Below are 24,332 nucleotides of genomic sequence, written 5' to 3' on the forward strand. Positions count from 1 at the left end.
GTCGCCCAGAAGTCCGGCCTCAACCGTTCGATCCTGGACGCGGGCTGGGGGGTGTTCCTGCGAGTCCTCGCGTACAAGGCCGAAAGCGCCGGTCGAGAGCTGATCGCGGTGAACCCCGCCCACACCTCCCGCACCTGCGCCCACTGCGGGCACATCGCGAAGGAGAACCGTGTCACCCAGGCCGGGTTCGCCTGCACGGCGTGCGGGCACACCGCGCACGCCGACGTGAACGCGGCGATCAACATCCTCAGGGCAGGGCTTGCCCTTCGCCGGGCTGCGCAAGCGGCTTAGCGAGAAGCCGCCCCCTTCAGGGAGCGGAGGAGTCACGCCTGTCTCAAATCACCGTCGGTCGATCCGGCCACGACGATCGCAGACGCGGCGGCGTTCAGTGCGGAATCGCCCAGCCCGGCGCCCAGGTCCCGGCGGCGTCGTGGCCGGCCGCTGTGGCGGCGAGGTGGGCGCGGAGGGTGGCCAGCGCCGGGTGGGGGTTGTCGCGGTGCCACAGGAGCGAGTGCGGGTAGACGGGCGTCGGGTCGGTCACCGGGATGCGGCGCAGGCCGTGGCCGGCGGGCCAGACCAGGCGGGTCTGCTCGCCCATCAGAGTGGCCAAGGCCGGGGTGTCGGCGATGGTGTCGAGGAGCGCGTCGGAGCCGAAGTTGGGGCCGGTCGCCTCGATGGTGAGGCCGAACTCGGCGACGAGATCGTCGTAGTAGGCGGCCCACTCGGTACCGGGGACGATGCCGGGCATCCAGATCCGGTGCCCGGCGAGCTGAGCGACGGGCACCGACCGGGCGCCGGCCAGGGCGTGGGCGGGCCCGGTGAGGAGCTGGAGTGGCTCGTCGAGCACCCGGACGGACTCGATGTCCTCGGGAAGGGGCCGGCCGGGCACGGCGACGGCGCGGAAGGACGCGTCGATCGCACCGGACCGAATGGCGGCGAGGGCCGTCTCGATGTCGAACAGCATCACCACGTCGAGCTCGATCTCGGGGTGCGCGCGGTGGAAGCCGCGCATCAGGCCCGACGCCGCGGTGCGCGAGGCGATCACGTCGACGCGCAGCGGACGGCTGCCGGGGAGCACGGACGCGACCGCGCGCTCGGCGACGCGTAGCAACTCGCGCGCGTGGGGCAGGAACGCCTGCCCGTCGATGGTGAGCCGGGCCCCGCGCGCGGTGCGGGTGAACAGCCGTACGGCGAGGTCCTTCTCCAGCCCGGCGATGCGCTTGGAGACGGCCTGCTGGGTGATCGACAGGTCTGCGGCGGCGTCCTGGAACTGGCCGGTGTCTACGACGGCGACGAACGTGCGCACAGCATCGAGATCCACAAACGTAGCCTGTGCTCTGGCCAACTCGGCGAGATTGTCCTCCTCGTGCCGTCGCCATACCTCTCCTGTGTCCAGTTCCAGGCTGGACCCGCTGCTACCACCCGAGCCGTTCACCGGCAATTGCCGCGCCGGTCGCTGCGGTGGGGTGGTCCATTGCAGCGCGACCGGTGCGCCGCAGGGTGTTGACCACTGGCGTAGCGCATCGGGCACGGCCTCAGACGTCGGTGCCCATCCGACGATCTCAAACCCGTCGCGAAGACGAGTGGCATCCAGGCATCCGTTGGCATGCCAGCGTACGGTCCAGGTATCTGCGCCGTCGGCGGACCCCTTGGTGGCGCTGTGCTCATCGCGCGCGCATCTGCTCACGCATCGTCTCCAGCATATGCAACTCCTCCCACACCACGACTTGGTCCACCGTCGGCAGTCCGAACTCTGGTGCACTGCCATCGGGCCGAGTTAGACCATTCCGTAGACGCGAAGCCATCGTCAACGCCTTGTCTAACTCGCGCTCGACCTGCCGCAGCTGCTTTACCAGCGGCTCCAAGTTAAAGGTGCACCCATTCAGTTCAGTGATTGACTTTGATACCTGCCGGACCAGCATCGAATTTTCCTCATAGCCATCGAGCTCGGCATCATCATCGTCGATCTGGTTGATGATGGGGTGTCTTTCTTGAGCCAGGCTTCTGTGACAAGGCTGCACCTCATCCAAGATCTGCGTGACAAGCGACTGATCGTCTGGATCCACACTGCGCTGGAGCAACCACCTGGCAAGCTCGACGAGCACGCGCCGCAGATGAGGTCGAGAGCGAGACTCACCGGACGGATTCACACACACATCACGCGGGGGCATCCGGCAGGATGGGCACGAAACCTCAGCGGCAATGGTCACTACGCCATGGTGACTCAGTCACGTGATATTTACGCTCCTTGGCGACGAAACAATAGACTGGTAGGGCCAGGCGCGCGTCGCAATCTCCCGCCGCGCGGAGCTGTCTTTCCTCTGGCTGCGGGTTTGTGACCTTAGGTTCTCTTCTTACAACAGGATGGAAAGGTCAGACTCCGGTGTACAACTCGGGGCAGTAATGCGCTAGCAAGACCCGCGTTAGCTGCTCGCCCCGGACCGTCAGCAGGCGAAAGTCCTCCGCCGGTACTGGCGCGAAGTTGGTCGGATAACTGACGACCGCGGCACGGGGAATGTAGTCCGCGACCGGGGTCGGCAGGTTGCGGTCCTGCATGGCCAGGTAGGCGTGCAGGAACCCTCGCAGCCGTCCGTGCTCGGCCGCCGCGTTCAACTGTGCCCGGCTCCCGTCCTGGGTTTTGTTGTAGGTGATGTCGAAGCTCCGCGCCAACCGGCCCGGCAAAAATGACGCGCCAGTTTTGACTGTCTGACCGCGGCCAGCGTCAACCGCGATCACATAGTCCAAGTCGTACACGTGGCTCGTGAAAGTACGTGACCGTCCCGGCGACAGCGGTGAAAGACCCAGGTTGTCGTATACCCCGCCGTCGGTCATGGTTACGGTGCGGGTGTGGCGTTCGGCTTGATTGTTCTCGAACTCGTAGGTCCTGGTCAGTGCGGGCAGCAGCAGTGGAAACGCAGCGGAGGCGGCCACGGCGTCTGCCACCTGAACCGGATCGATGATGCGACCGTAGGCCGAGCATGAGCTTGTCGCACTGCCGAAACGGACCGCGTTCGTTGTGATGAGGTCGGTTGCGGAGATGACGGTGTCTAGGTTCGGATGGGTGACGTCGTCGACATTGCGCAAGCCGAATCGTCGTGACATCAGCGCCCGCACCAGGGCTTCGGTGCGGGTGAAGCTCCGTGGCCGGCGTCCAGGAACGCCCGGGAATGACCGGGCCTTACTGACCGCACCCTTAGCGAGATGACGCGGTGAGAGCGCCCGCCGGACGAGCTCGCCTTGCAGGCCTTGCCGCAGGAGGGCGGTGACGTTGTCGTCGAACTCCCCGAACGTCGCCGGGCCGTAGGCCCACATCGCGGCCAGCAAACTGCCGCCGCTGATGCCGGAGACCACCCGCACCCGTGACAGCAGGTCGCAGTCGTGCAGGGCGCGCAGACACCCCAGGCCGAAGGCCGTGGCTCGGAAACCCCCACCGGACAGCGCCAGTCCTATCGAGAGGGAGGTAGTCATTTGTTCACCCACTGCAGCCACCACGGACGCCGCCGAGCGGCTGAGGACGCGTGAACTGGGTAAGCGTAACCGCCGGCGAAGTACCTCCCAGGAGGTGGCTCAGCCTGGAGCCGCCCAGAAACGTGGTTGGTGACCGGTGATTCGTCGCGGCTCACGACTCGAACATACACACTTGGCATACCAGTGCTTTCCCGCCAGGTCTCCCACACGCGAGGTGTCCCGGCCAGGATCATCATCAGCGCCCGGCGTCCGGTCCCCGCGAACGTGGTGATTGCCGCCATACCGGCCTCATCCGTGGGGCTGGGTTGCGCCCTACCGTTCGGGTGAGTGTGCCACATCCCGACGAAGCCTGCGAAGTTGCCAGTTCGACGTATATGGTGGTTTATTACCTCCTGCGTTCCGGCCGTGCCGTGGTCGAAGTAGACGCTTGAGAGCTGGCTGTCCGGCGGCGGTCCGGTGGCCATGTCGATGCTGATAACGCCGGTGGAGTCGTCGAAGGCGCCCAGCATCATGCCGCCGGTCTCGATCTCGGGTCCGCGTATCCGGGCACCGCGTCGGGTTTCGATCCGCATCTCCGCGAGTGCCTCGGCCGCGATCCGAACTTCGTACCCGGTGCCGGGGTCGGTGCAGACGAGATCATTGTCCCAGGTGAGTACGCTTAGCGCATCCATGCTCTTGCCAGTGTCGGCGGTTTGTCTGACCGCGATCGCCGTCATTGTGTTCCCGCGAGACTGTTCACCCGCGGCTAGCGAACGAAGGGCCTCGGTCAGCATGTGTGAGGCAAGCGCGGACGCCTCAGCGGCAGATCCGACGAAGGTGGGTGCGGAGCAGCCCGGCTCGGGGAAGAACATCTCGGTGCGCGGTGGGTCGGGGAAGAAGTCGTCGGCGACATCGCCCCATGTCCTCGATTCAGAACCGCGGGCACGGATCGCAACACGTCGCAGCACGTCATGGCCCGCGCCGGTGGCGCCGGCGCGGGAGACGGTGACGAGTCCGCGGCTGGCCTGGTGACCGATGACCATTGTCACCACCGATGGCCAGATGTCGCGTCGCGGCCAGCGGGTGCGCTCCAGCGCAGCCCGGACACCGACGTCGGCGGCCGCGTCGATGATCAGGTCGAAGGCGGTCGGGTCGAAGGCGCTGTCAAGGAGGGTCGGCACCGCGTTGCTGACGGCTGCCTTGACGACCGGCGTATGCGTGATGGTATTCAACCGTTCCGCCAATGCCCGGGCCTTCGCCTTGCCGATGTCGGAGTAGCTATATGGCTGCCGAACCAGGATGCCGGGGGTTACCACTCCGACGTCGAGGACGGTCAAACTCTCAACGCCGGCTCGGACGCAGTGCTCGGCCACAGGTGCCCCCAACGCGCCACACCCCAAGACCAGGACCCGCTTACCGAGCAGCCATGAGACCGCTGTTCCGTGGTCTCGACGGTTGGTGACTTCAGGCCTCATCTCGTGAACCCGCATCCAGTGCACGGTGGCGATCTGGAGCCACTCATGGGCGAGTTGGCGAACCTCCTCAGCCAGTGCGTCACGTGCGCCGGCCGGGAGGCTGCTGAGCAGGCTCGTAATAGAACCGCCCAGCTTGTTCAGCTTCCATCCGACCAGGTGGGCGAGACGGTGAGTGTCGTCTATACGGCGCGACGGGGTGCCCAGCAGCATCGCGATCGGATCCGCGTCGAGGTCGGCGTCTTCACCGACCTTGTAGCGCAGAATTCGGTTGAGTCGGCTCGTCCTGGTCAGGTCCGTCAGCAATTGCTCGCGGGTGTACCCCGACTTCTCCAAGCTGACCGCGAGGTCGCGCGCTTTCGCGGGGTACTCCCACCCAATTTCATCGCTGATGAGTACGGTTGAGATCAGGAAGTAGGGTCGTCCCTGCTCGTCGACGGCTTGGACGTCTTCGGACAAGACACGGTCGTAGGCGTCGAGCGTGCTCAGCCACTCAAGTATCTCAACGCGCTCACCGTCCCTGATGCACCAAGCGAATAGGGTTGTGAACCTCTTCGTGGTGGTGTCGAGGGCTCCGCTGGACCAGGGCACGCGGTCGCCGAGGTCAGGGTGAATGATGGCGCACCCAGCTTCAGCGCTTGCGTAGGTCACTGGTGGGTGCAGGGGCTGACCTGCGGGGTCGAGGGTGCCTTCGGCAGCCCGTTCAAGCCAGGTGACGAGCCGCTCGATAAGACCGCGCATGCCGTCGGCGGGGTTCCACTCCACCGATGGCGCCGCGTACAGACACAGCAGGCTGCCCCAATGGACGTGCGGTGTCCCCTTCCAGCGAGGGTGATCGACGGACACCGATGGGGGCTGGTAGGGGAAGGTGTCGGGGACGCGGATGCGAAACTGTTCGCGGGCTCGGACCCGGATGCCGGGACCCTTCGGGATGCCGTGGGTGTCGAGGGAGACGAGGAAGCGATCGTCGTCGGCGTCTGGCTGAACGAGCACCTCGAACGCGCCGCCGCTCACCTGCTCGAGGTTGGCGAGCTGGCGAGCGGCGAGCTCGCGGGCGAGGCGGGTCACTGCCCGAATCCAACGGCGGTCTCTGGTGCCTTGTCTCCGCCGCGGTCGGCCGCAATTGCCTCACGCAGTCGCTCCGGGCCCGTCGCGCCGTGCGTGGCCTGGGTCGGGACCGTACCAGCGGCGATGGAGGCGGCCGCGGTGACAGCGGCCAGTCGGCGACCGAACGTGTGCGGAGCGGACTTGGTCAAGGCTTCATGAGCGGCGAGCTTGACGGTCTCCTCCCGAACGATGCGGGCGCCTTGGGCATCGACGGCGAACACGACCGGTGCCGGTGCGCCAGCGTCGGGCCACGCCATCGTGCAGATAAGCTCATCGGCGATCGCCTCGTAGCGGTTCGCGGCCTTGCGGTGCGGCGGGTTTGCTCCCGGGGCGTCGGTGGCCGGAAACACGCCGCTGCTGGATACGACGACTGGCTGGTCGCCTGCGTGGCGGCGGAATGCGTTCATCACATCCATCTGGAACACGTCGTTGCCGTCGCCATCGGGGGCATACATGACCTTCTTCGAGCAGTGATGTGGCGCGAGCAAGAGATCCCATGCCAGGTACTGCTCGCGCTTGTGGTACTCGCTGTAGTCGAAGATCTTCATGATCGTGTCGTGGGCGAGGTCCCCGAACAGGAGGATCCGTCCGGTCTGGCCGCTGTCGTCGGTGAGTGTCACCTGCATCGCCAGAGAGGTCTCGTTACGAGCTGCGGCACAGTCCTTGGCGAAGGGCGCGTGAATGAAAGCCTCGAAGCGGTCGGAGCAGGGGTGTCCATCGAGGATGGTGATTGATTTTCCGGGCCCCGACTTGTACTCATCGGGCAGCTCGTGGTAAGCGTGCTTGTCATGGTCGGTGTCGTAGCCGATCACGACGATCCGATCCCCGCTGGCCGGTTCCCGACCGGCCTCGACCGCGTCCAGCACGGCGGCTACGCGACGCTCGGCCTCAATCTGGAACATCTTCGCGTCCTCGCACAGCCCGTCGCCGTCTGCCTCCTCGTACTCACGCCATAGTCGCGGGGTGGCCCACAGCTCGCCGATCTCGACCTTGTCGAGGAGGTCCGCGAACCCCAGGCAATGATCCTTGTCGGCGTGGGTAAGCGCGAACACGGCCAGATAGGGCCGGTCGCCGACTTGTGGCAGCGCCTCGACGAGGCGGTCCACGACAGGCACCTCAGGGTTTTCGTCGTCGTCGGCCTTGGCCATGTCGTGCAGGTCGATCTGCAGGACGATCTCGTCCGAGACGACGATAGTGCTGCTGTCGCCGGTCCCAACGGGCCAGAACACCGCGCCCATACTCGGGGTGTCGTCGTTCATGTCTTCACCTTCTTGGTTCGGGAACAGTACCGGCGGCGTCCGGTACCTGCTCTTGCGAAGGTGGTGCTCGCCGGTGGACTGCATGGGAGCACCGCCCCGTGATCGACATGACTGTGTCGTGCCGCGGTGGTCCCGCCTTTCCGATTCCATGCACCTATCGGGTTCATGAGATCATCTGATCTAGGGCAAGACGGTAGCATGAACCGGTCCGGTGAATGCAAATTTTTCCCTGGGGTGACAGTTGAAGATCCTTTTTGGCGATGGCGAGGTGGCCCGGGTCTGCATCGACGATGACGTCAGACGCAGCTACTACGGGCCCGCGCTGACTGCGACGATTCGCAGGCGCCTGGGAAAGATCGCCGCCGTGACGCATCTAGCCGAGCTTCGTCGCTTGCCTGCGGCCCGCCTCCGCTACCACCCCGGCAGCGGCAGCGGATACTTACTGATCTCTCTGGGAACGACCGCCAACCTGCTTGTGCGCCCTCGCGACGACCCCGCTCCCACCCTCGCCGACGGACGGCTCGACGAACATACCGTCCACGACCTCGTCGTCACCGCCATCGTCGCGTAGCTCGGCTGCCGCTCATCCCGCAGGCCCTTCCTCACCAGGAGAGACATCTGATGACCCTCGACACCGCAGCCTCGTTCGAGTACGTCCCGCAGACCGTTTCGTCCCCAGGGGAGACTCTGAAGGAGACCCTGGAGGAACTCGGCATCTCCCAAGCTGACCTCGCCCGCCGCACCGGCCTATCGACCAAGCACGTCAATCAGATCGTGCAGGGCACTGCGGCACTCAGCCCGGAAACCGCACTTCTGCTCGAACGGGCCATCGGCGTCCCTGCCAGCGTATGGAACATTCTGGAAGCCGCCTGGCGTACCCAGTTGGTGCGGCAGGAAGAACACAAGGCCCTCGCCGAGCAGGTTGGGTGGCTCGACAAGTTTCCGTTGGCCGATCTCGTTGCCCGTGGTGTTCTACCTGACCAGCGCAAGACCGTTGTTAACCTCCGGCAACTCCTGGACTTCTTCGGTGTCGCTAGTCCTACCGTCGCCGAAGACTTGTGGAGTGGCTACAGCGCCGCTTTCCGACGGTCGACCGCGACTCCGCCGAGCGAGTATGCCACCTACTCCTGGCTTCGACTGAATGTACTGGAGGCACGCCGACGCCCATGCAAGCCCTACCGGCGTGAGGCACTGCAGGACTTGTTACCAGACATTCGCCTCCTGAGCGCACAAGACCCCGGCCTCTGGATCACGCAGCTACCCGAGCTATGCGCACAGGCAGGGGTATCCATGGTCTTCTCCTCGGCGTTCAGGAACACCCACCTATCTGGAGCCACCCGCTGGCTCACCTCAGACAAAGTCATGATTGCCTTAACCGACCGTTACAAGAAGGACGACCGCTTCTGGTTCACGGTCTTCCACGAGATCGGACACGTCCTCCTACATGGCAAACGGCTGACCTTCCTCGACGAGGATCCCCTTAAAGGAACCGGTGCGGCTGAGGAAGAAGCCAACAACTTCGCCGCGCAGGCCCTCATTCCGCCTCAATACGAAACGGCCTACGAAACACTGCGGCGACATCCAAAACCTTTCATGAACATTAACCGCTTCGCAGAACAAGTCGGCGTCGCTCCCGGCATCGTCGTCGGCCGTCTCCAACACGACAAAGCCCTGGATTGGAAAGAAGGTAACAAGCTCAAACGCGACTTTGACCTCACTGCGCTCACACACGCCCAGAGCAGCACCGTCGTGGAGTGATCGAACCATGACAAGAATGCCACGCAGCTGCATCAGCGACTGGGCCACGCCCTACTGGTGCTCGTCGAGCCGGGTGAGCGAGGCGATCCAGTCGCAGCCGCGGTGGGCGATCAAGTCACTGCGGTACCTGGTCGATGAGCTGATATGACAAGGGGCATCCAGGGTCGGCGCCCGGTCGTCAAGTTATTACTGGAGTCCGATGTCGACCTCCAGGGCCTGTCCCTTGCATGCCCCCTGAAGGCGCCTGCTCCGGGGTGCAGGCGCCTCGGAGCTCATGCTGAGGGCATCCGCCGATCAGACGGTGGGCGGCAACCAGCTTCAGCTACGCCGTGACGCGGCCCAGGTTGAGGACCTCGTGAGGGGGAATTTCCTGATCCCAGGGAGCGCCTACCGCAAGCAGGAAACGCACCGCTCGCATCAAAGCATCCGGCGCTTCGAAGTTCCCGATTGCGTGCAGCACCCGCCAGGGTGAGCGCACCGAGGTTCCGACTGTCAACTGCGGGCCGGCGCCCGAAGGGGTATCGACGCTTTGTGTCTGGGCCAGGATGCCGACGTGCTGCCAGAACGCCAGCAGATCCGCCATGTTCTCCACCGCTGGGTGGCCACAGGCCTGCACCAACGCGGAAAACCCGCTCTGCCAGCGGGCCCAATCGTGCTCATCACCAATCATCTGCAGGCGCAAGGTGTGGATACCGGGGTACTCGTCCAGCTCGGGCGCCTCGCCAAGGGCCGGCATGTAGTCCAACGGCGGCTGGATGCCATCCCAGACACTCGAATCCAGCCACTGCTCACCGTCCGTCCAGCGCCCCGGTGTCTGCTCGGCGGCGTGTGCGGCAATCTCCTGCAGTGAGGCGCAGGGCGCGTCGAGGAAAGCTCTGACGATCTCACCGGCACGGGGGCAGACCGTCAGCCAGCCGCTCTCATAAACAGTGATGATCGCATGAGGCGGGGTGCCCGCCGCATCCGGGACGTCGGGGTGGGTGATGGTGATCTGGTGCGATCGCGGAGGCAACGTGGGCAGCTCAACACGGTGCGGCCGCCGACCGTAGCGATCGATCCAGTCTTGGGCCAGCACAACCTGCTGGATCTCGACCGCGTCCTCTTCGGCCTGGCGGACCTGTTCGCGAGCGACGCGTAGCTGCTCGCGACGCTGTTTCTCAGCGGTGGTCAAGTGCATGTGGCAGTGCTGGGCGCCGATGCCGGTGAAGATGCGCTTGGCACAGCGGGCGCCTTTGAGATTGACCCCGGCGCACTGGGCGTGGGGAAACTGGTCGGGACGGGAGGCCTCGGCCAGCGCCTGCAGGTGCTCTGCGGCGATGTCGGGTTTGGCGGGGGCGAACATCTCCGGGATGACCGACTGCGGGTCGCTGCCGGCCTCACGGGCCTGGGCGAACACTGAGCGGGGTCGGGGCACCCCGCTGCTCCAGGAGGGGGCGAGCGGGATCCGTGACTCCACGATGACGCCGGCGTGGGCAGCGTCCATCAGCGCGCGGGTCGTCTCGTACTGGGCGGACAACTCCTCGGTGAGGTTGAGCCGGGCGCCGTGGATCAAACTCAAGATGGAGTGGATCTCCCAGGACAGCTAGGCGGCCTGCACCAGCAGCCAGGCGGGCGAATAGCCGCCGTGATGGTTGCGGCGGGGCAGGGCGATCGTGCGAACAGGACGACGCGACTCCGTTGTGATCATCGTTGCCTCTTCAAGGTCAGCCGGGGCGAGCAAAGGGGTCGCCCCAGCCTCCCGCCCTGCGCGAGCGTGCGCTGACCACCTTCCGCAATATGTACCAACCTTGGTACAGACCTTTGAGGATCATGCACGCCACCTTGGGTAGGTGCCCGTCCCGATCCCGCCCCGCCTCGCTGAACTGCGCAGACAGTTCGGCCTGCGGCTGCGCGACGTCCGGGAACAACAAGGGCTCACCCAGGAGCGACTGGGTGAACTCGCCGAGGTCGACCGCAAGACCATCAACCGCATCGAAAACGGCATGTACAGTCCCCGGCTGGACAACGTCTTTCAAATCGCCGACGCTCTCGACGTTTCGGTCAAAGAGCTGTTCGGCACCTGCAGCGCCTCGGCCAACGGATGAAAGTCGGCGTTCTTTAGCACCGGGCCCCTGCCAGTGCCGCCGAATATCGAATACGCCCGCCTACTCAAAGCCCAAGGCAAATCCATCGGGCAGATCGCGGCCAAAACCGCCATCCAAAAACCTCCCTGCACCGTTACCTGAGCAGCAGCGAAATGCTCATGAACGAGACAGTTCTTTAAGGCTGGATGGTCAATCCTCCATACTCACAGAGCAGAAAAGCATGCGATCAACGGCCGTGGATCCGACATCAGTCGAAAAGGCCTCCCGATATTCGCAGATAGGGACAGCCATTATCTAAAAGGTATCGCTAAGCCTTTTCGTGGATAACATGTTGGCGCTGGCAGCGTGCCACCTCGTATCCTCGGGAGAGCCTCCATGCGACGGGTTCCGGCTTCGCCAGGCGCATCCCCTTGGCCATCGGGAACCTTCCTGGCGCGGCTGCCGGATCCGTCCAGGCAGCCCCTGCTGGCGATGGGAGTTGTCCGGACGTATCCCACCGATCATGTGATAGTCCACCAGGGTGATTCTGGAAATCTCGTCTTTGTCGTCACGCATGGCCTGGTCAAGGTGACTGCGCGCACGGAAAACGGTAAGGAATCCCTGCTCGCGGTGCGGGTCAGGGGGGACGTGATCGGTGACATGGCCGTGCTGGATGGGTCGACGCGCTCGGCGACTGCGATCACCTGCGGAACGACCGTCGCCCGGCTGATCAGGGGCGAAGTCTTTCTCGACTACCTGCGGCGACACCCCTCCGCCGCGCTGACTCTCAGCACCCTGATGAGTGATCGGCTGCGCTGGGCGAATCAGCGTCGGCTGGAGTTCGCTGGATACGACAGCGGCGTGTGCCTGGCCCGCCTGCTGCTAGCAGTGGTCGCTCGACACGGCCGTCCCGGCTCGGAGGGCACAGATCTGGGCGTCCCGCTGACCCAGATCGAGCTCGGCGGCCTGATCGGCGCCAAGGAGAGCACCGTGCAGAAGATCTTGCGCGACCTATCGGTGCGGGGGCTGGTGCGCACCGGCCATCGGCGAGTGGTCGTCACCGACCTTCCGGGCTTGGAAGTCTTCGCCAACCTCGCCCCGCTCCCCCCGGGAAATCATCCGGCAAAGCCCTATTAATCCGGGTTCCCGAAAGTCAGTCGTCCGCACAATCGACGTTGGCACGCGACCGCGAAGCCGGAAAGCCAGGAGGATCACATGTCCGACGAACGAGAATATCGCCTGATGATCACCTCGGACATCGAGGACTACGGAGGCCGCCACGACGGCGACCAGGTGGAACTGCAAAAGACACTCATCCGGGTGCTCGACCTGGCCGCCGGAGCGGCGGGCCTGGCGCTTCTCGACTGGAAGCGACAGCCGCAGGGAGACGGCGAGTTCACCGTCCTGCCGCCGGACACCGATGCCGCAGCCGTCTTAGGCCCCTTCGTCACGGCGCTCGCACAGGGCGTCGAGGCGGTCAATCGGGGACGGTTCCGTACGCGCTTGCGTCTGGCCGTGCACGGCGGGCACATTCATGTGGACGGTGCCGCCGGGTCGCCGGGCGGCCACGCCGTACAGTCCGGGCGGCTGGTAGGGGCCGACCCACTGCGCGCCGCCATGAGCGCATGCCCGGAGGCTGATCTCGGGGTGATCGTCTCAGACCGGATATTCGAGGATTTCGTCGGACAAGGCTACGGCGGCCCTTCTCCTGAGGACTTCCGCCACGTCCACGTGAAGGCCAAGTCCCAGGAGTACCGCGCCTACGTCCACCTTCCCGGGCACAACGTGCACCGGCTTGCCGAGCTGGACGAATACAACGTCGAATCCGAGGCGTCCAAACGCGTGGTTGAGCCGGACGAAAGCGCCCGGCATGGCGGGGTCACCGCCGGCCGCGACTACTACGGCGGCAGCACCAACACAGCCAGCGGCAACGGCATCGCGCTCTCGGGCGGCAGGGACGCCTTCTTTGGCGAGGATCCGCGGCGAGGAAGGCCATCCCGATGAGCGAGGCCGCTCCCGAACCGGACGTCCCCGCCGGGCCGGCCCCCGACGAGGAGGAGACGTCCTCGCCGGCTGGGGCATCGCCCCCGTCATTCGACCAAGACGACCGAGATGACCACGACGAGAACGACGCTCAAGATGAACACGATGGGGATGCTGCGCTGGTCAGCCGCATCCAGCAGGAGGAGGACAACCTGCGGCTGCGGCTGGCCAGCCTGCGAAAGCTCAATACCGGCAAGGACACCACGGCGGGACGCGACTGGTTCGGCGGTCCCGTCAACCACGCCAGCGACAACGCCAGGGTCTACGGCGCCGGCCGCGATCTCTATTACAACTTCGGCTCGTCCGACGGACCTTCTGTGCAGACCGCGCCGGTAGCCGGGGAGCGCCTGGAACGGCTCAGAGCCTGCCTGGTTCTCACCGAATCACAGACCCGGCTGGCCAAGCTGCTGGTCGACGAGCCGCTCCTGCTGCTGCGCGGCCCCCGTAACACCGGCAGGACCATGACCGCCATCGCCGCCCTGCTAGATGTCGCCAAGTCGTGCCATCGGCTGATGATCAGGGGTGAGCCACTCCGCGTGGACATGGCCGACCTGGAGAAGGGCGCCGGATACCTTCTGCTCGCCGACGAGAGCCCGTGGACGTCGCAGCTGGAGGAGGTCGCCGATCACCTGTCGGCCGTGGCGACGCGCAGCGAGTGCCGCATCGTCGTCCTGGTCGGCCCGGACTACGACCTTCCCCATCGGATGGTGGACCATGCGCCGCCAGCCGCTGACCACGTCTTCCGAAAGACGTTCACCTACCTGCTCGGCGATCCTGACGCATGGGATACGCACAGGCTGGACGAGCACGACATCGTCGGCTGGCTGTCTGGCTGCCAGCCAGCTGAGGCCTTGCAACTCGCGGAGCGGCTGGTGGAGGGCGTGCGGCAGGGCCAGGCCATCCCTGATGTGCTGAACGCCCAGCCGCTGTTCACTCATACACGGTTTCACGAACATCTCGACGAAGAGCCGACGAGGTTCGGCCGGTGTTTCCTGGTGAGCAGCGCTGTGCTACATGGCCTGCCCGAACCGGTCGTGTCGGGGGCCGCGCTCGACTTGGCCGAGCAGATCCTCGATGGAAAGCGGGAAAGCGAAGAGCACGACGACACTTTAGTTTGGGAGCGGCTTGGGAGCTGGCTCAGCTACTCGGGGATCAGCGCGATACAGGGTGCTCGCCGGGGTGAGGGGCGGCGCGTCCAGCTGCGTGATGAGCTTGCCCCCCTGCTCCTGCCGATGATCTGGGAGGAGCTGCCAGCCGTCCGCGGGCACCTTTATGCGTGGCTGCGTCGTCTCGGCGAGAGCTCGGACGAGCACGTGCGGATCAAAATCGCGCACGCGGTTGGACTGCTCGCAACATGCGACTTCGACCTGATGGAGAAGGAGTTCCTCGATGGGTGGAGTCGTGCCTCCAAGGTCGGTCAGAAACAACTCGCCGCGTGGGCGCTAGAGGCTGCGGCCAGCGACCCCGAGATAAGGGACCGGGTGGAGGCGCTGCTGCGCAGATGGGCCGAGATCGGCCCCTACGAACGGCGGACAACGGCGGCGATAGCCTACGGCTCGCAAATGGGCATCCGGAACGTCAACGAGGTGCTTGCATCGTTCCGAATGATCACGCTGACTACGAAGGGCTACTGGCTCTGCGACGCCGTAGCCCGATCCATTTCCGACATCTACGTGACCAACACCGCACGGCCCATCGCCGCGGAACTGGCCAGATGGGCGCGCGGCGACGCATTCGGCGGGCGGCTCGCCGCCGCGCTCGCACTGGTACGGCTCGGCTCGCTGCGTCATAACGGTACCCGGCCGACCCTGCTCGATCATTGCACCGGGACCGACCTGGTCGCCCTGTGGACCCGCTCTCTGGAGTTGAGCTTGTCTGCCGACGAGATGGCAGGGCAGGGATCAAGCCTGGCAGGTCGGCTGTGGCAGCTGTTCACCGGATGGGTGAGGGAGTGGGACGAACATCCGGCGCTACGGCCAGTACTCGAGGGCGTCTTCGGAACCGGCAACTCTGGCAGCCTCCGACTACGCCGGACCTACCAGCTCTACCTCCTGCTATGGCAGCGGAACGGGACCATTTCCGCCGACCTCTTTCGCCATCTGGCCTCCATCCTGAAGGACGGTTAACCGATGTCGTTTCTCATCCAGCGCTTCACCGCCGCCCCCGAACCGTCCTTCCCCGAGGTAAGCAACGAGCTGGTCTTCTCCGCGCCCGCGCTGGGAGAGGCGTTCGACTTCGCGGTGGCCGTCCGCCTGTTTCGCCTGCCGAGCGGCAGGCGCGGCCAGTGGACGCCTGATCGAGAGGAGGTCGATCACGTCGGCGACCTCGTGCGCCAGACAGTCCGCGCCACGACGCGCAACCACTCCATATTCGAGCCAGACGCAGCCGAGAAAGCGGTCAACGAGACCCTCGACCGCCGCCTCGCGGAGACCTCGCGCGACACCGCGATCATCTCCCGTTGGGGCGCGAGGGCCGAGCTCGAACTGCCCGAGGAGGTGAAGGCAATCAGGCGTGCCCACCTGATTGCCATGTATGAGATCGAGGCGCGGGCAGAGGCCACGAAATTGCGGATGGAAAAGCTCCGAGAGTCCAGCGAGGTCTGCGAGGAACTCCTGTCCGAAGCCACCAAGAGCTCATTCGCGCGCTACGCCATACAGCTCACCGAAAATCCCGACAACGCGGCTGGCATCTTTGAGCAGATGCTCGACGCCCGCCAGGAGGAAGCCGAGAAACTTCTCACCCTCGTCGTAAAGATCGTGAACGCCCAGCAGTCGGCAGGTGTCTACGATCTCGTGCTCGCCAGCGACAGCGCGCTGCGTGAGGCCTTTGAGCGGCTCGGGGTTCCGCTGCCGCCGGCCGGCCCCGACTCCCTGTTCGCCCCCCTCCATGAGATCTCCTGACCCGACCGCCCGTGACCTCGCAGCTGGTCAGCTGGTCAGCGCCGTCAGTGCCAGCCAGGCGACGGTGGTGACGGCCATCAGGGCCATCCAGGGCAGGCTGCGCCGAATCCGCTCGTGCTTGCGCAGCGCGATGTCGGAGAGCGTGGAGATCAGCGACCACGCCTCGCGCTGCTGCCTCGCCGCGCCGGCGGGCGACGGGATCCTGTCCGCCCGCACCAGGCCGAACCTGTTGGGTCCGGCCGGGCCGGCAAGGCGGGGGCGCAGCGCGGCGATGAGATGGTGTCCCGCGACAAGGCTCCCAGCCCCAAAGAGCAGGACCAGGATGACTGCGGCGACCGCCAGCGGTGGGCCACTCGTCCAGGCCTTGCTCAGATCACCGGCTTGGGCGACCGCGACTGCGGTGAAACCGAGATGGACGGTGGCCGCAGTGGCCAGCTTGGCATCGGCCTGTTGGACATAGCCATGGAAGATCGTAAGTGTCTGCAGAGCGATGTTGAGCGACTCGACCGCGTTCAACTCGTCGTTCGCCTTGCGTCGCGCCATCGGGACCTCCGGAGAAGCGGTGCTGCTGGGACATCTCCAGCTTCGGCTCATCGCGCGCAGGCGAACCCGCATTTCCGCTGCCTTTTCGCCATTTCTTACGGGTGTCTGATTCCTCAGGAAACCCGCTGGAGTGCGTGGGCAACGGCATGGACGAGGGGAATGTCGGCGGCGCGGGAGAGGAGCCAATTGTCGTAGGTGTGGGCCTGACGGCGGTAGGCGATTACGGTATCGGCGGCCAAGGCGCAGCAATCCAGGTGCGCCGTAAATACGGCGAACGTCACTGCAGCTGCCAGGTCTGCGGTGGGCGGATCGGCACCACGTTGTCGGCATGGTCACCTGCGGTTGCGGTCGTCTCCGGCCGCCCCTTCTTCTTATCCGGGGAGTATGAGAGTACTGCGAACGGCCCGGCTTCCTTTTCCCGGCTCACCGGATGCCGATAACCCGATACCCAAGCAGTCTAGGTATTGCAAGTATCTATCACCCATGCCACCATTGTAGATACACGGATACCCCGGATTCCTAGGCATGAAGGGTATGGCGATGATTCACATCACACTCTCCGACCGCAAGGAAAGCCCCTCCGACGACCCCCTCGGGCGCACCCATTACGGCTACTCGCCGAACATGTCCCCTTCCGAGATCTACCGCGACAACCACGGCTACTACGTACTCGGCGCACGGGCTGACCGCGAGAACTACGCCCTGTTCTCCGCCCCCGACCACAACGGGGAACGCACCGTGGTGCTGGTAGTGGAGATCGACAAGATCGACCGAGAGACAGTCCCGGGCCGCGGGGTGATCACGGGCAACATCCTGTCTGAAGGCCACCCCGTCTTCGATGCCTACGTCGGCAACCCAATCACCGGCAATCGCAACCCGATCAACTACATCGACTCGGTCGTCGGTCGACGAACATGCGCATGCGGTTGCGGCACCGAGATCTCCCTCGGCCAGTTTGTCCCCGGACACGACCAGCGTGCGCTGCATGAGCGCGTCGGTCAGATCGGCACCGTCTTGGACTTCCTGGACTGGTTCGACAAGATCCACAACAGTGCCGGCGAGACGGTCGCTGACGCCGACTCCCAGCTGCGCCACGGCCACCCCCAGACCATCCGCCGCGAAAGCCACAACCTCGACGAGTACGTATGGCCCAACGGGCTTGAGCTGTTCCTCTATGACGACGGCCGGGTCAAGCTCGGACATAAGGACAACTCGATAGCGGTAACGGAAGTATCCAACTACACAACCGGCAAGGCTGGCACAGGTCGGGCAAGCGCACACATCATCGCCCGGTTCGCCCCCGCCGAGAACACCGAACGTCCCGACAGCGCGTAGACCCCCGTCCTAAAAGCCACAGCAGCCCCTGAGCTGGGTGAGCTTCTGGGCGATGATCTCCAAGCAGGCCACCCCTGTCTGAGGCCTCAAGCTGCTACGCGAAGACGCGTTCGACGAGGGCGGTGGCCTGTTCCGTGCATCCGCCCCCTAGGCATGGCGTCGACGGTAACAGATCAGTTACATATGAGCCCTTGGGCTCGTGCAGTGCACTCCTGAAAAGGTCTGCGGACGGGCATCCGTCCAGCTCACCACCATCACAAGGAGGACAAAGAGCGCTGGAAAACATCGGGTAGCGCAAGCGTCTCGAACCCGGCAGCATTTACGACATGACAACGAAGAAACGCAAGTCCCGCTATAGCTCTCCCAAAAATCCAATAAAGGAGAAGCGGGTTCAGTATGTGAGTGCAGATCTAAAGGAACCAGAGATTAAGGAGTACTCTGAGATCTCACCTGACGCTGCGCGTGAACTTCAAATCCCTTACGAGCGGCTCTGCAGTGACTCCGGCCTGATTCCCGCGCCGCTTGGATGGGGGTTGCTCCACTGCACAGTGCTAGACAAGCGGGGGCGTCGGAAAAGGGTGACCCTGGCGACCGATGACCTGACCTACCACCGCGTTTTCGTGGAAGCTGTTCCTTATAGGAACCGTAGGGAAACTATGGAACTCGCGCAGACCCGCTACCCGTTCATGCGAATGGGATGGCCAGGACCTTCGAGGCAGGGTGGGAGCTGGCCCGACAGCTCCCCTATTCCCTGGACGCCGGCCTACCGCGATGCATGCCCTGACCCGACCATCAGCCACCACCTGCATGGCGTGCAGGCAACCGCGTCAGGGATAGTCAGAGCAATTTGTAGAGCAATTTGTGCGGTGTTCGCCAAGGGCCCCAGTGGCGCCAAGTGGATCATGCTTGACGATGAACCAGTCCAAGTTCTCTCGAAGATCCTGATCCCAGAATCCGGAGTCGAGTTCTACGTTCTGCCCGGAGTCGGGGTCATGCCGGGGTGGCCTTTCCTTTCTGATCCCGAGCCGTGCTCTTCCCCCGACTGCGCATGAAACCGCCCGGATGCAAATTCCTTACTCCACTGTGAGAGCGAGTTCGTGACGTATTCCCTGACCCCAGGCACACCCGGTCGGACCGTGCCCGGACAGGTCGTCATGCTGGTCGGTATCCCCCTCCACCCCAACCGTGACCGACGTCGCGGTGGGCCGGCTTATGGGCGGCGTTCGGGGGAGGTGGGGCGTGCCGTTCGCGGTGACTCCGGCCGGGGCTCCGCCGGCCGCGTCGGCGCGGGGGCGGCGGTCCCGGCCGGCGGGGTGACCGGAGCCTTTCGGGCGGTGAGGAGGCTGGTAAGGGTGACGGTGGTCAGCACGCCGACGATGACCGCCAGCGACGCGGGCGTGGGGATTTCCGGGACCCAGGTCCAGATACCGTGCGCCCAGTGCAGAACGAGCTTGACCCCGATGAAGGCGAGGATGACGCTGAGCCCGTGGTTCAGGTGCCGCAGCTTCGCCAGCGCGTCCTGGAGCACGAAGTAGAGCGCCCGCAGGCCCAGCAGGGCGAAGGCGTTCGTGGCGAAGACAAGGAACGGGTCCTCGGTCACGCCGTACACCGCGGGCACCGAGTCGACCGCGAAGACGATGTCGGTGGCGAAGACCGCCACGACGGCCAGGGCCAGCGGGGTCAGCGCGCGCCGTCCGCCCTCCCGGACGACCAGGCGCGAGCCCCGATAGTCGTCGGTGACCGGCATGAAGCGCCGGATCAGGCGGACCACGCGCATGGAGGAGATGTCCATCTGCTGCTCGTGCCCGGCCATCGCGTCCCGGAAGACCTTCACCGCGGTGACGATCAGCACCGCGCCGAACAGCAGGAACGCCCAGGTACCGCTCTTCAGGGCGGCGGCCCCGAGCGCGATGAAGACCGCGCGCAGCGCCAGCGCGCCGACGATGCCGTACAGCAGGACCCGCTGAGCCAGCGCGGGCGGGACCGCGAAAGCCGCCAGCAGCAGCATGAAGACGAACAGGTTGTCCACCGAGAGCGACTTCTCCACCACGTAGCCGGTGAAGAACTCCACCGAGACGGTGGAGCCGTGTACCCCCCACAGGTAGACGCCGAAGACCAGCGGAAGCATCAGGTAGAAGGCCGACCAGCCCACCGCCTCGCGCATCCGCACCTTGTGGGGGTGGCGGGTCAGCACGAAGTCCAGGACCAGAAGGAGCAGTAGGACGGCAACGGTGATCGCCCACAGTCCGGGTGAGGCGATCGTCGTGAGATCGGTCGCCAGTGGACTCGCCTCGATGGGCATGAGAACTCCTCGAACGCGCTTGGCTGTCCGAGGTCTCCTTCACCCACGCTACGCGGGTGGCCGTCCGGGGACGCCTCGGGGCGTCCGTACTGACCGGGGCGGCTCTTGGGAAGTACTCCCCTCGTCCCTCCAGGTTAGGCCACTCCCGGTTCCGAGTGAACACCCCCGTCCTCGCGAGCGATCCGCTCGTCCCGTTCCCGCGCGGTTGACCGGAGAGCTGAGCCGGGCGGATAGTGGATTCAGCGGAGGGGAGTACCCGCCGTCCGACACCTCGTCCGTCAGCACGGCACCCGGAGCACGGGAAGCCCGGCGAGGTGGCCCTTCCCGTGCGGGGGAGGGTGTGGGAAGACCTCCGTCCTCGTGTCCACGTATCCACGTGTCCACAGTGAGGACGAAGGGGATCCCATGCCGGTCAACCTGTTTCTCGAACTTCTCCTGGGCGTCCTGCTGACGTTCTCCGCGATCGTCACCGTCGCCGTTCTCTGGCCGGGCCCACGACGTCCCCGGCCACCGTCCACCTTCGAGCCGCCTCCCCGGCGTGGCCCCGGTACTCCCGAAGCTACGGCGAGCCGCAAACCGCGTGCACCGCGCCGGGATCTCTCCGGTCTTCCCACCCGAGCATCGTGCCGGGCGGATCGTCCACCGAGTCGTCGCTCCACCCGCCAAACCCTTCCAGGGCGGGAAAGTCGGTACGTGGAGACCTGACGCACTGGCGTCCCGGCCGCCGGAGGAGCTCGATCGTGGCCAAGCCCACCGTTCTCCTTGGCGGCCCCGCGAGTTCCCCTGCCATTGACATCCCGGCGCAGATTCGCGTCGAGCCCCACACGGACAGGGGTCAACTTGCGGGAATTTACATTCCCGGTAGTTGGCAGTATGTGCCCGGCGCGCAACAGATCGTAATTATTTATTTTGTTTTTCTAGAAAATCAAAAATGCTACCCTGATGAGATGGGTGAGAGGTCAGGCGCGGTGACGCCGTGCAGGCACTGTGGTACGCCGATAGAGCAGCGTCCCGGGCGAGGGCGTCCCCGGGCGTACTGCCCGCAGGGCGACTGCCAGACGGCGGCCAAGCGGGATCGGGAGCTGAAACGGGCGACACCCGGCCTGGAAGGCGCGCTGGCCCGGGCGGAGGAGTTCTACGAGCGCATGGAGAAGGGCATGGCGGCGGTGATCGCACCGCTGGCGCAGGTTCTGGCCGACGAGCTGAGCCCAGCGGGGGTGGAGGCCAAGCTGAGCGCGGTGCAGGCCGAGGCCCACACCCGGGTGGCGATCGCGCGCACCGAGCGGGAACAGGCGTTCGAGCAGGTGCGGCTGGCACGCGAGGCCACCGGCCACGCCCGCCGGGAGCGGGACGGAATGGCACGGCAGGTGGAGGAGGCCAACGCCGAGCGGGATGTCGCGCTGGCCGACGCCGAGACCGCCAGAGAGCAGGCGCTGGCCGCGCTGCACGAGGCTGCGGCCACCGAGCGCCTGGCCAAACACGCGGAGCAGGAGGCCCGCCGGCGGGCGGAGCGGGCCGAGACGGACAGGGACGCGGCGGTCCGGGAGATGACCCGGCGGGTGGAGGCCGCCGAGGCCGAGGCGGGGCAGGCGCGGGCGGTGGCCGTACAGGAGCAGCGGCAGGCGGAGCAGGCATGCGTGGAGCGCGACCTGGCGGAGCGGGCGGCGGAGATCGCGCAGGAGGCCAGAGCCGAGGCCGAACGGGCCGTCGTCGCGTCCGAGGCCAAGGCCCAGGCGTTCGCGGCCGAGCGGGATCGGGCGCAGGCCCGGGCCGACGGTGAAGCACAGGCCCGGGCCCAGGCGGTGGCCGAGGCGTCCGAGGCGCGGGCGCAGGCAACTCGCGCGGATCGGCAGGCGGCCCAGGCCGCCGAACGGATGGCCAGGCAGCTGGCCGAGGTGGAGGAACGGGCCGCCAAGCAGATCGCCGACACGCAGAAGCAGGCTGCGGCGAAAGTCGCGGAGGCGGAGGCGGAGCGGGACAGGATCCGGATGCAACTCGCCATGGAGCAGATGAGGCTGTCCGATCTGCGCGAGCAGATGGAGGCGGCGCGTTCGGAGGCCGCTCAGCTACGGGAGCGTGCGGTGACCGCGGAGCTTCGGGGCGCCGCAGGTCAGGCCGGGGCAGCCGACCGGGAGCGGCCGTAAGCGGCCCCGGATCCGGTCGGGGGACTACGCCGACGTGTGCGTGGATACGGGCGGCTTAGTGGTGTCCGAGGCGGACCGGCTGGTCTGTGAGCGTGTGGGGGGATGGCCGGGTATGCTCCCCGCCGCGACGTTCCACGCTGTCGTTGACCGGCAGACCACCCGACCTCGGTGGATGCCGCACCCGTTTCCGTGCCGGTACTCGTGCTGTGGCTGTGCGGTGCTACGGCGGTTGGGAAGTCGACGGTCGGCTACTGCCGGATGGTCGTAGGGCCCGGGAAGGTGCACCGAGAGGCCCGTCGGTAGGCAGCGGCCGTGGCAGCCGATGCCGTACTGCCGGACAGCCGAGGCGAGGGCGTGGATCAGCTCGGGGTTGTGGCGCCAGCGCCCAACTGCCGCTCGATCTCCGCGGCCGGGAACGGCGTCTGCTTGCTCTCGGTGAACAGACGGCGGAAGAAAGAGTCCACGACGACGGTCGGGCGGGCGTGCCGGTCGATGATGGCCGTGATCTCGGGCGGGATGTCGCCAGGTCGCCGGCCTGCGATCCAGTCGTGCAGGAAGACTTCACGTTCCGTGTCACCGCGCACGCCGTCGAGCAAGTGGTATTGGAGCAGGTGGCTCGCGGTGTAGCAGTGGTCGTACGCGAGGTGGTCCGAGAGGAAGACGGACTCGTCCACCGAAAGGTCGAAGCGGGAGCTCAGAGCAAGTCCGAAGTCAGCGAAGTAGAGCCGGCGGCCATCGGTCAGGATGTTGGCAAAGTGAGCATCGAAGTGGACAAGTCCGCGAGAACTCATGAAGGCAGCCCCGCTCCTCAGAGCTTCCTCCACCCAGCGGAAGGGCGAGCCGTCCCCGCCTTCCGGCGCGGCGGTTTTGCGGTGGTCGGTCAGCCACCCGGCGAGCGTGTGCGGCACGTGCTCCAGGAAGAGCACCAGGCTGCACGAGGACTGGCCGATGGCCTCCAGCCGGTCACGAACGGCGGGTGATCCCTCCCAGTGCGCGACGGCACCCTCCAAGCCCCCGAACTCGTCGGTGAACCCTTCGGGAGGGGAGTCAGGCAGAACCCGCCAGTGGTACATCAGGGGGAATCCCGCATACTCGTCGCCGAGAACCCAGTTCGTGGTCATGGTGTGCACGGCAAGCTCCCGCCAGGCACCGAACCCGGCCGAGCCCACCCCGTACTGGTAGAACATCGGCAGTTCGAAGACATTCGCCGTCGACCGCGCGTTCTCCGGGCGCAATTCGATGTCCGTCAAAGGGATCCGCTTGACGAAGACGCGCGTTCCGTTGATGTCCAGCTCTGCCGACCTGCCGCCGATGCCCGACCCGAGCGGGGTAGCGTCTGCCACGACCTCCCCGAGCCGGCGGTCGCTCAGCAAGGAGAGCTGAGTGCTCACGGTCCCGTAACCAGCCAGGCGCGCGGTGCGCAGCAAATCCTGGTCCAGCATCGACGGCTCCTCGGTGCCCGAACCAGGGCTTCGGCAATCCCACTACGGCACCGACCTTACGCTGAAAAGGTCAGCCACTCTCATAAACGGACCGTTTGTGAGAATCAGGTCGGCAGGGCCGATGCGGCACCCAGTCAAGACCAACGCTGTTTGGGCTCATGACGCGGTTCTTGCGGTCGCTCCTCATTGAAGTCACGCAGTATCAGCTGTGCTTGATATAGGCCTTGACCGCCTTGATGTATCTCCGCTTTCCCCATAGCGCGCGCCCGAGACCGCTCAAAACCACACCTTTTGGCCAAACAGGCGCTGTCACCGAGCCGGTACGAAGATCAACTCTCTATCGCTAATTTCTGCACTCAGCCTCCTCGAAGGCCGGTCTTGTGCACGACGCCGACCGAGACCTTCACTCCGGCCGCGATGGTGCGGATGGACTCCCCGCGCTCGCGGCGGGCCAGGATCGCGGCGCGCTTGTCGTCATCGACCGCCGGGCGTATGAGCGGACATCTTGTTTGAGCCG

At 65.6% G+C, this 24,332-nt stretch carries 20 protein-coding genes; 11 read left to right on the forward strand and 9 right to left on the reverse strand.

Features of this window, described 5'->3' with window-relative positions; genetic code table 11:
- On the forward strand, positions 1 to 291 hold a 291-nt coding region (locus ACWEF2_RS00005; RefSeq protein ID WP_453810758.1), incomplete at its 5' end, for an RNA-guided endonuclease InsQ/TnpB family protein.
- Between the two features lie 94 nt (positions 292 to 385).
- Here ACWEF2_RS00005 and ACWEF2_RS00010 read toward each other — a convergent pair.
- The 5 genes from ACWEF2_RS00010 to ACWEF2_RS00030 all read right to left on the reverse strand — a co-directional run bounded on the left by ACWEF2_RS00010 (position 386) and on the right by ACWEF2_RS00030 (position 7,285).
- Positions 386 to 1,306, reverse strand: a complete 921-nt coding sequence (locus tag ACWEF2_RS00010) for a LysR family transcriptional regulator (protein WP_453810759.1) — start codon at positions 1,304 to 1,306, stop codon at positions 386 to 388.
- Between the two features lie 358 nt (positions 1,307 to 1,664).
- Complete coding sequence (locus tag ACWEF2_RS00015; RefSeq protein WP_453810760.1) at positions 1,665 to 2,105, reverse strand: hypothetical protein; 441 nt, start codon at positions 2,103 to 2,105, stop codon at positions 1,665 to 1,667.
- 268 nt (positions 2,106 to 2,373) lie between these two features.
- Positions 2,374 to 3,468, reverse strand: a complete 1,095-nt coding sequence (locus ACWEF2_RS00020; RefSeq protein WP_453810761.1) for a patatin-like phospholipase family protein — start codon at positions 3,466 to 3,468, stop codon at positions 2,374 to 2,376.
- Positions 3,465 to 5,987, reverse strand: coding sequence for a ThiF family adenylyltransferase (locus ACWEF2_RS00025; RefSeq protein WP_453810762.1), 2,523 nt, complete (start codon positions 5,985 to 5,987; stop codon positions 3,465 to 3,467). The genes ACWEF2_RS00020 and ACWEF2_RS00025 overlap by 4 nt, the downstream gene beginning before the upstream one ends.
- On the reverse strand, positions 5,984 to 7,285 hold the full coding sequence (locus ACWEF2_RS00030) for a hypothetical protein (RefSeq protein WP_453810763.1): 1,302 nt from the start codon (positions 7,283 to 7,285) through the stop codon (positions 5,984 to 5,986). Before ACWEF2_RS00030 ends, ACWEF2_RS00025 begins: the two co-directional genes overlap by 4 nt.
- 241 nt (positions 7,286 to 7,526) lie before the next feature.
- Between ACWEF2_RS00030 and ACWEF2_RS00035 the strand changes: the two genes are divergently transcribed.
- The 3 genes from ACWEF2_RS00035 to ACWEF2_RS00045 are packed head-to-tail and all read left to right on the forward strand — an operon-like array spanning position 7,527 to position 9,191.
- Positions 7,527 to 7,856: a hypothetical protein gene (locus ACWEF2_RS00035; RefSeq protein WP_453810764.1), complete on the forward strand. Its 330-nt coding sequence runs from the start codon at positions 7,527 to 7,529 to the stop codon at positions 7,854 to 7,856.
- A 50-nt stretch (positions 7,857 to 7,906) separates the two neighbouring features.
- Positions 7,907 to 9,043: a HigA family addiction module antitoxin gene (locus ACWEF2_RS00040; protein WP_453810765.1), complete on the forward strand. Its 1,137-nt coding sequence runs from the start codon at positions 7,907 to 7,909 to the stop codon at positions 9,041 to 9,043.
- Positions 9,044 to 9,050: 7 nt separating this feature from the next.
- Positions 9,051 to 9,191, forward strand: a complete 141-nt coding sequence (locus ACWEF2_RS00045; protein ID WP_453810766.1) for a hypothetical protein — start codon at positions 9,051 to 9,053, stop codon at positions 9,189 to 9,191.
- A 174-nt stretch (positions 9,192 to 9,365) separates the two neighbouring features.
- Here ACWEF2_RS00045 and ACWEF2_RS00050 read toward each other — a convergent pair whose 3' ends face one another.
- Entirely contained in the window at positions 9,366 to 10,601 is a 1,236-nt protein-coding gene (locus ACWEF2_RS00050; RefSeq protein WP_453810767.1) for a hypothetical protein, read from the reverse strand.
- 271 nt (positions 10,602 to 10,872) lie between these two features.
- Between ACWEF2_RS00050 and ACWEF2_RS00055 the strand changes: the two genes are divergently transcribed.
- The 5 genes from ACWEF2_RS00055 (at position 10,873) to ACWEF2_RS00075 (ending at position 16,049) form a co-directional block, all read left to right on the forward strand.
- Entirely contained in the window at positions 10,873 to 11,127 is a 255-nt protein-coding gene (locus tag ACWEF2_RS00055) for a helix-turn-helix transcriptional regulator (RefSeq protein WP_386229061.1), read from the forward strand.
- Positions 11,128 to 11,598: 471 nt separating this feature from the next.
- Positions 11,599 to 12,243, forward strand: a complete 645-nt coding sequence (locus ACWEF2_RS00060) for a Crp/Fnr family transcriptional regulator (RefSeq protein WP_453810768.1) — start codon at positions 11,599 to 11,601, stop codon at positions 12,241 to 12,243.
- A 78-nt stretch (positions 12,244 to 12,321) separates the two neighbouring features.
- Positions 12,322 to 13,110, forward strand: a complete 789-nt coding sequence (locus tag ACWEF2_RS00065) for a hypothetical protein (RefSeq protein ID WP_453810769.1) — start codon at positions 12,322 to 12,324, stop codon at positions 13,108 to 13,110.
- Complete coding sequence (locus ACWEF2_RS00070) at positions 13,107 to 15,275, forward strand: hypothetical protein (RefSeq protein WP_453810770.1); 2,169 nt, start codon at positions 13,107 to 13,109, stop codon at positions 15,273 to 15,275. The genes ACWEF2_RS00065 and ACWEF2_RS00070 overlap by 4 nt, the downstream gene beginning before the upstream one ends.
- Positions 15,276 to 15,278: 3 nt before the next feature.
- A complete protein-coding gene (locus ACWEF2_RS00075) occupies positions 15,279 to 16,049 on the forward strand; it encodes a hypothetical protein (protein ID WP_453810771.1) in 771 nt (256 codons plus the stop codon).
- A 27-nt stretch (positions 16,050 to 16,076) separates the two neighbouring features.
- Here ACWEF2_RS00075 and ACWEF2_RS00080 read toward each other — a convergent pair whose 3' ends face one another.
- On the reverse strand, positions 16,077 to 16,592 hold the full coding sequence (locus ACWEF2_RS00080; RefSeq protein WP_453810772.1) for a hypothetical protein: 516 nt from the start codon (positions 16,590 to 16,592) through the stop codon (positions 16,077 to 16,079).
- A 540-nt stretch (positions 16,593 to 17,132) separates the two neighbouring features.
- Between ACWEF2_RS00080 and ACWEF2_RS00085 the strand changes: the two genes are divergently transcribed.
- On the forward strand, positions 17,133 to 17,927 hold the full coding sequence (locus ACWEF2_RS00085) for a hypothetical protein (protein ID WP_453810773.1): 795 nt from the start codon (positions 17,133 to 17,135) through the stop codon (positions 17,925 to 17,927).
- A 1,210-nt stretch (positions 17,928 to 19,137) separates the two neighbouring features.
- On the opposite strand, the gene ACWEF2_RS00090 is transcribed toward ACWEF2_RS00085, so the two are convergent.
- Entirely contained in the window at positions 19,138 to 20,229 is a 1,092-nt protein-coding gene (locus ACWEF2_RS00090; protein ID WP_453810774.1) for a TerC/Alx family metal homeostasis membrane protein, read from the reverse strand.
- Between the two features lie 968 nt (positions 20,230 to 21,197).
- On the opposite strand from ACWEF2_RS00090, the gene ACWEF2_RS00095 reads away from it, so the two are divergent.
- A complete protein-coding gene (locus ACWEF2_RS00095) occupies positions 21,198 to 22,373 on the forward strand; it encodes a hypothetical protein (RefSeq protein WP_453810775.1) in 1,176 nt (391 codons plus the stop codon).
- A 359-nt stretch (positions 22,374 to 22,732) separates the two neighbouring features.
- Here ACWEF2_RS00095 and ACWEF2_RS00100 read toward each other — a convergent pair whose 3' ends face one another.
- Positions 22,733 to 23,815 (reverse strand): protein kinase family protein, encoded by a 1,083-nt coding sequence (locus ACWEF2_RS00100; protein WP_453810776.1) that lies wholly within the window; start codon positions 23,813 to 23,815, stop codon positions 22,733 to 22,735.
- Positions 23,816 to 24,332: the final 517 nt, after the last annotated feature.

Source organism: Streptosporangium sp. NPDC004631, from assembly GCF_053601935.1.

Excerpts from the sequence above, each read along its gene's own strand:
- ACWEF2_RS00040 (WP_453810765.1), top strand. The coding sequence starts at position 7,907 with ATGACCCTCGACACCGCAGCCTCGTTCGAGTACGTCCCGCAGACCGTT.
- ACWEF2_RS00070 (WP_453810770.1), top strand. The coding sequence starts at position 13,107 with ATGAGCGAGGCCGCTCCCGAACCGGACGTCCCCGCCGGGCCGGCCCCC.
- ACWEF2_RS00075 (WP_453810771.1), top strand. The coding sequence starts at position 15,279 with ATGTCGTTTCTCATCCAGCGCTTCACCGCCGCCCCCGAACCGTCCTTC.
- ACWEF2_RS00090 (WP_453810774.1), bottom strand. The coding sequence starts at position 20,229 with ATGCCCATCGAGGCGAGTCCACTGGCGACCGATCTCACGACGATCGCC.
- ACWEF2_RS00100 (WP_453810776.1), bottom strand. The coding sequence starts at position 23,815 with ATGCTGGACCAGGATTTGCTGCGCACCGCGCGCCTGGCTGGTTACGGG.
- ACWEF2_RS00060 (WP_453810768.1), top strand. The coding sequence starts at position 11,599 with ATGGGAGTTGTCCGGACGTATCCCACCGATCATGTGATAGTCCACCAG.
- ACWEF2_RS00030 (WP_453810763.1), bottom strand. The coding sequence starts at position 7,285 with ATGAACGACGACACCCCGAGTATGGGCGCGGTGTTCTGGCCCGTTGGG.
- ACWEF2_RS00045 (WP_453810766.1), top strand. The coding sequence starts at position 9,051 with ATGACAAGAATGCCACGCAGCTGCATCAGCGACTGGGCCACGCCCTAC.
- ACWEF2_RS00065 (WP_453810769.1), top strand. The coding sequence starts at position 12,322 with ATGTCCGACGAACGAGAATATCGCCTGATGATCACCTCGGACATCGAG.
- ACWEF2_RS00080 (WP_453810772.1), bottom strand. The coding sequence starts at position 16,592 with ATGGCGCGACGCAAGGCGAACGACGAGTTGAACGCGGTCGAGTCGCTC.
- ACWEF2_RS00020 (WP_453810761.1), bottom strand. The coding sequence starts at position 3,468 with ATGACTACCTCCCTCTCGATAGGACTGGCGCTGTCCGGTGGGGGTTTC.
- ACWEF2_RS00085 (WP_453810773.1), top strand. The coding sequence starts at position 17,133 with ATGATTCACATCACACTCTCCGACCGCAAGGAAAGCCCCTCCGACGAC.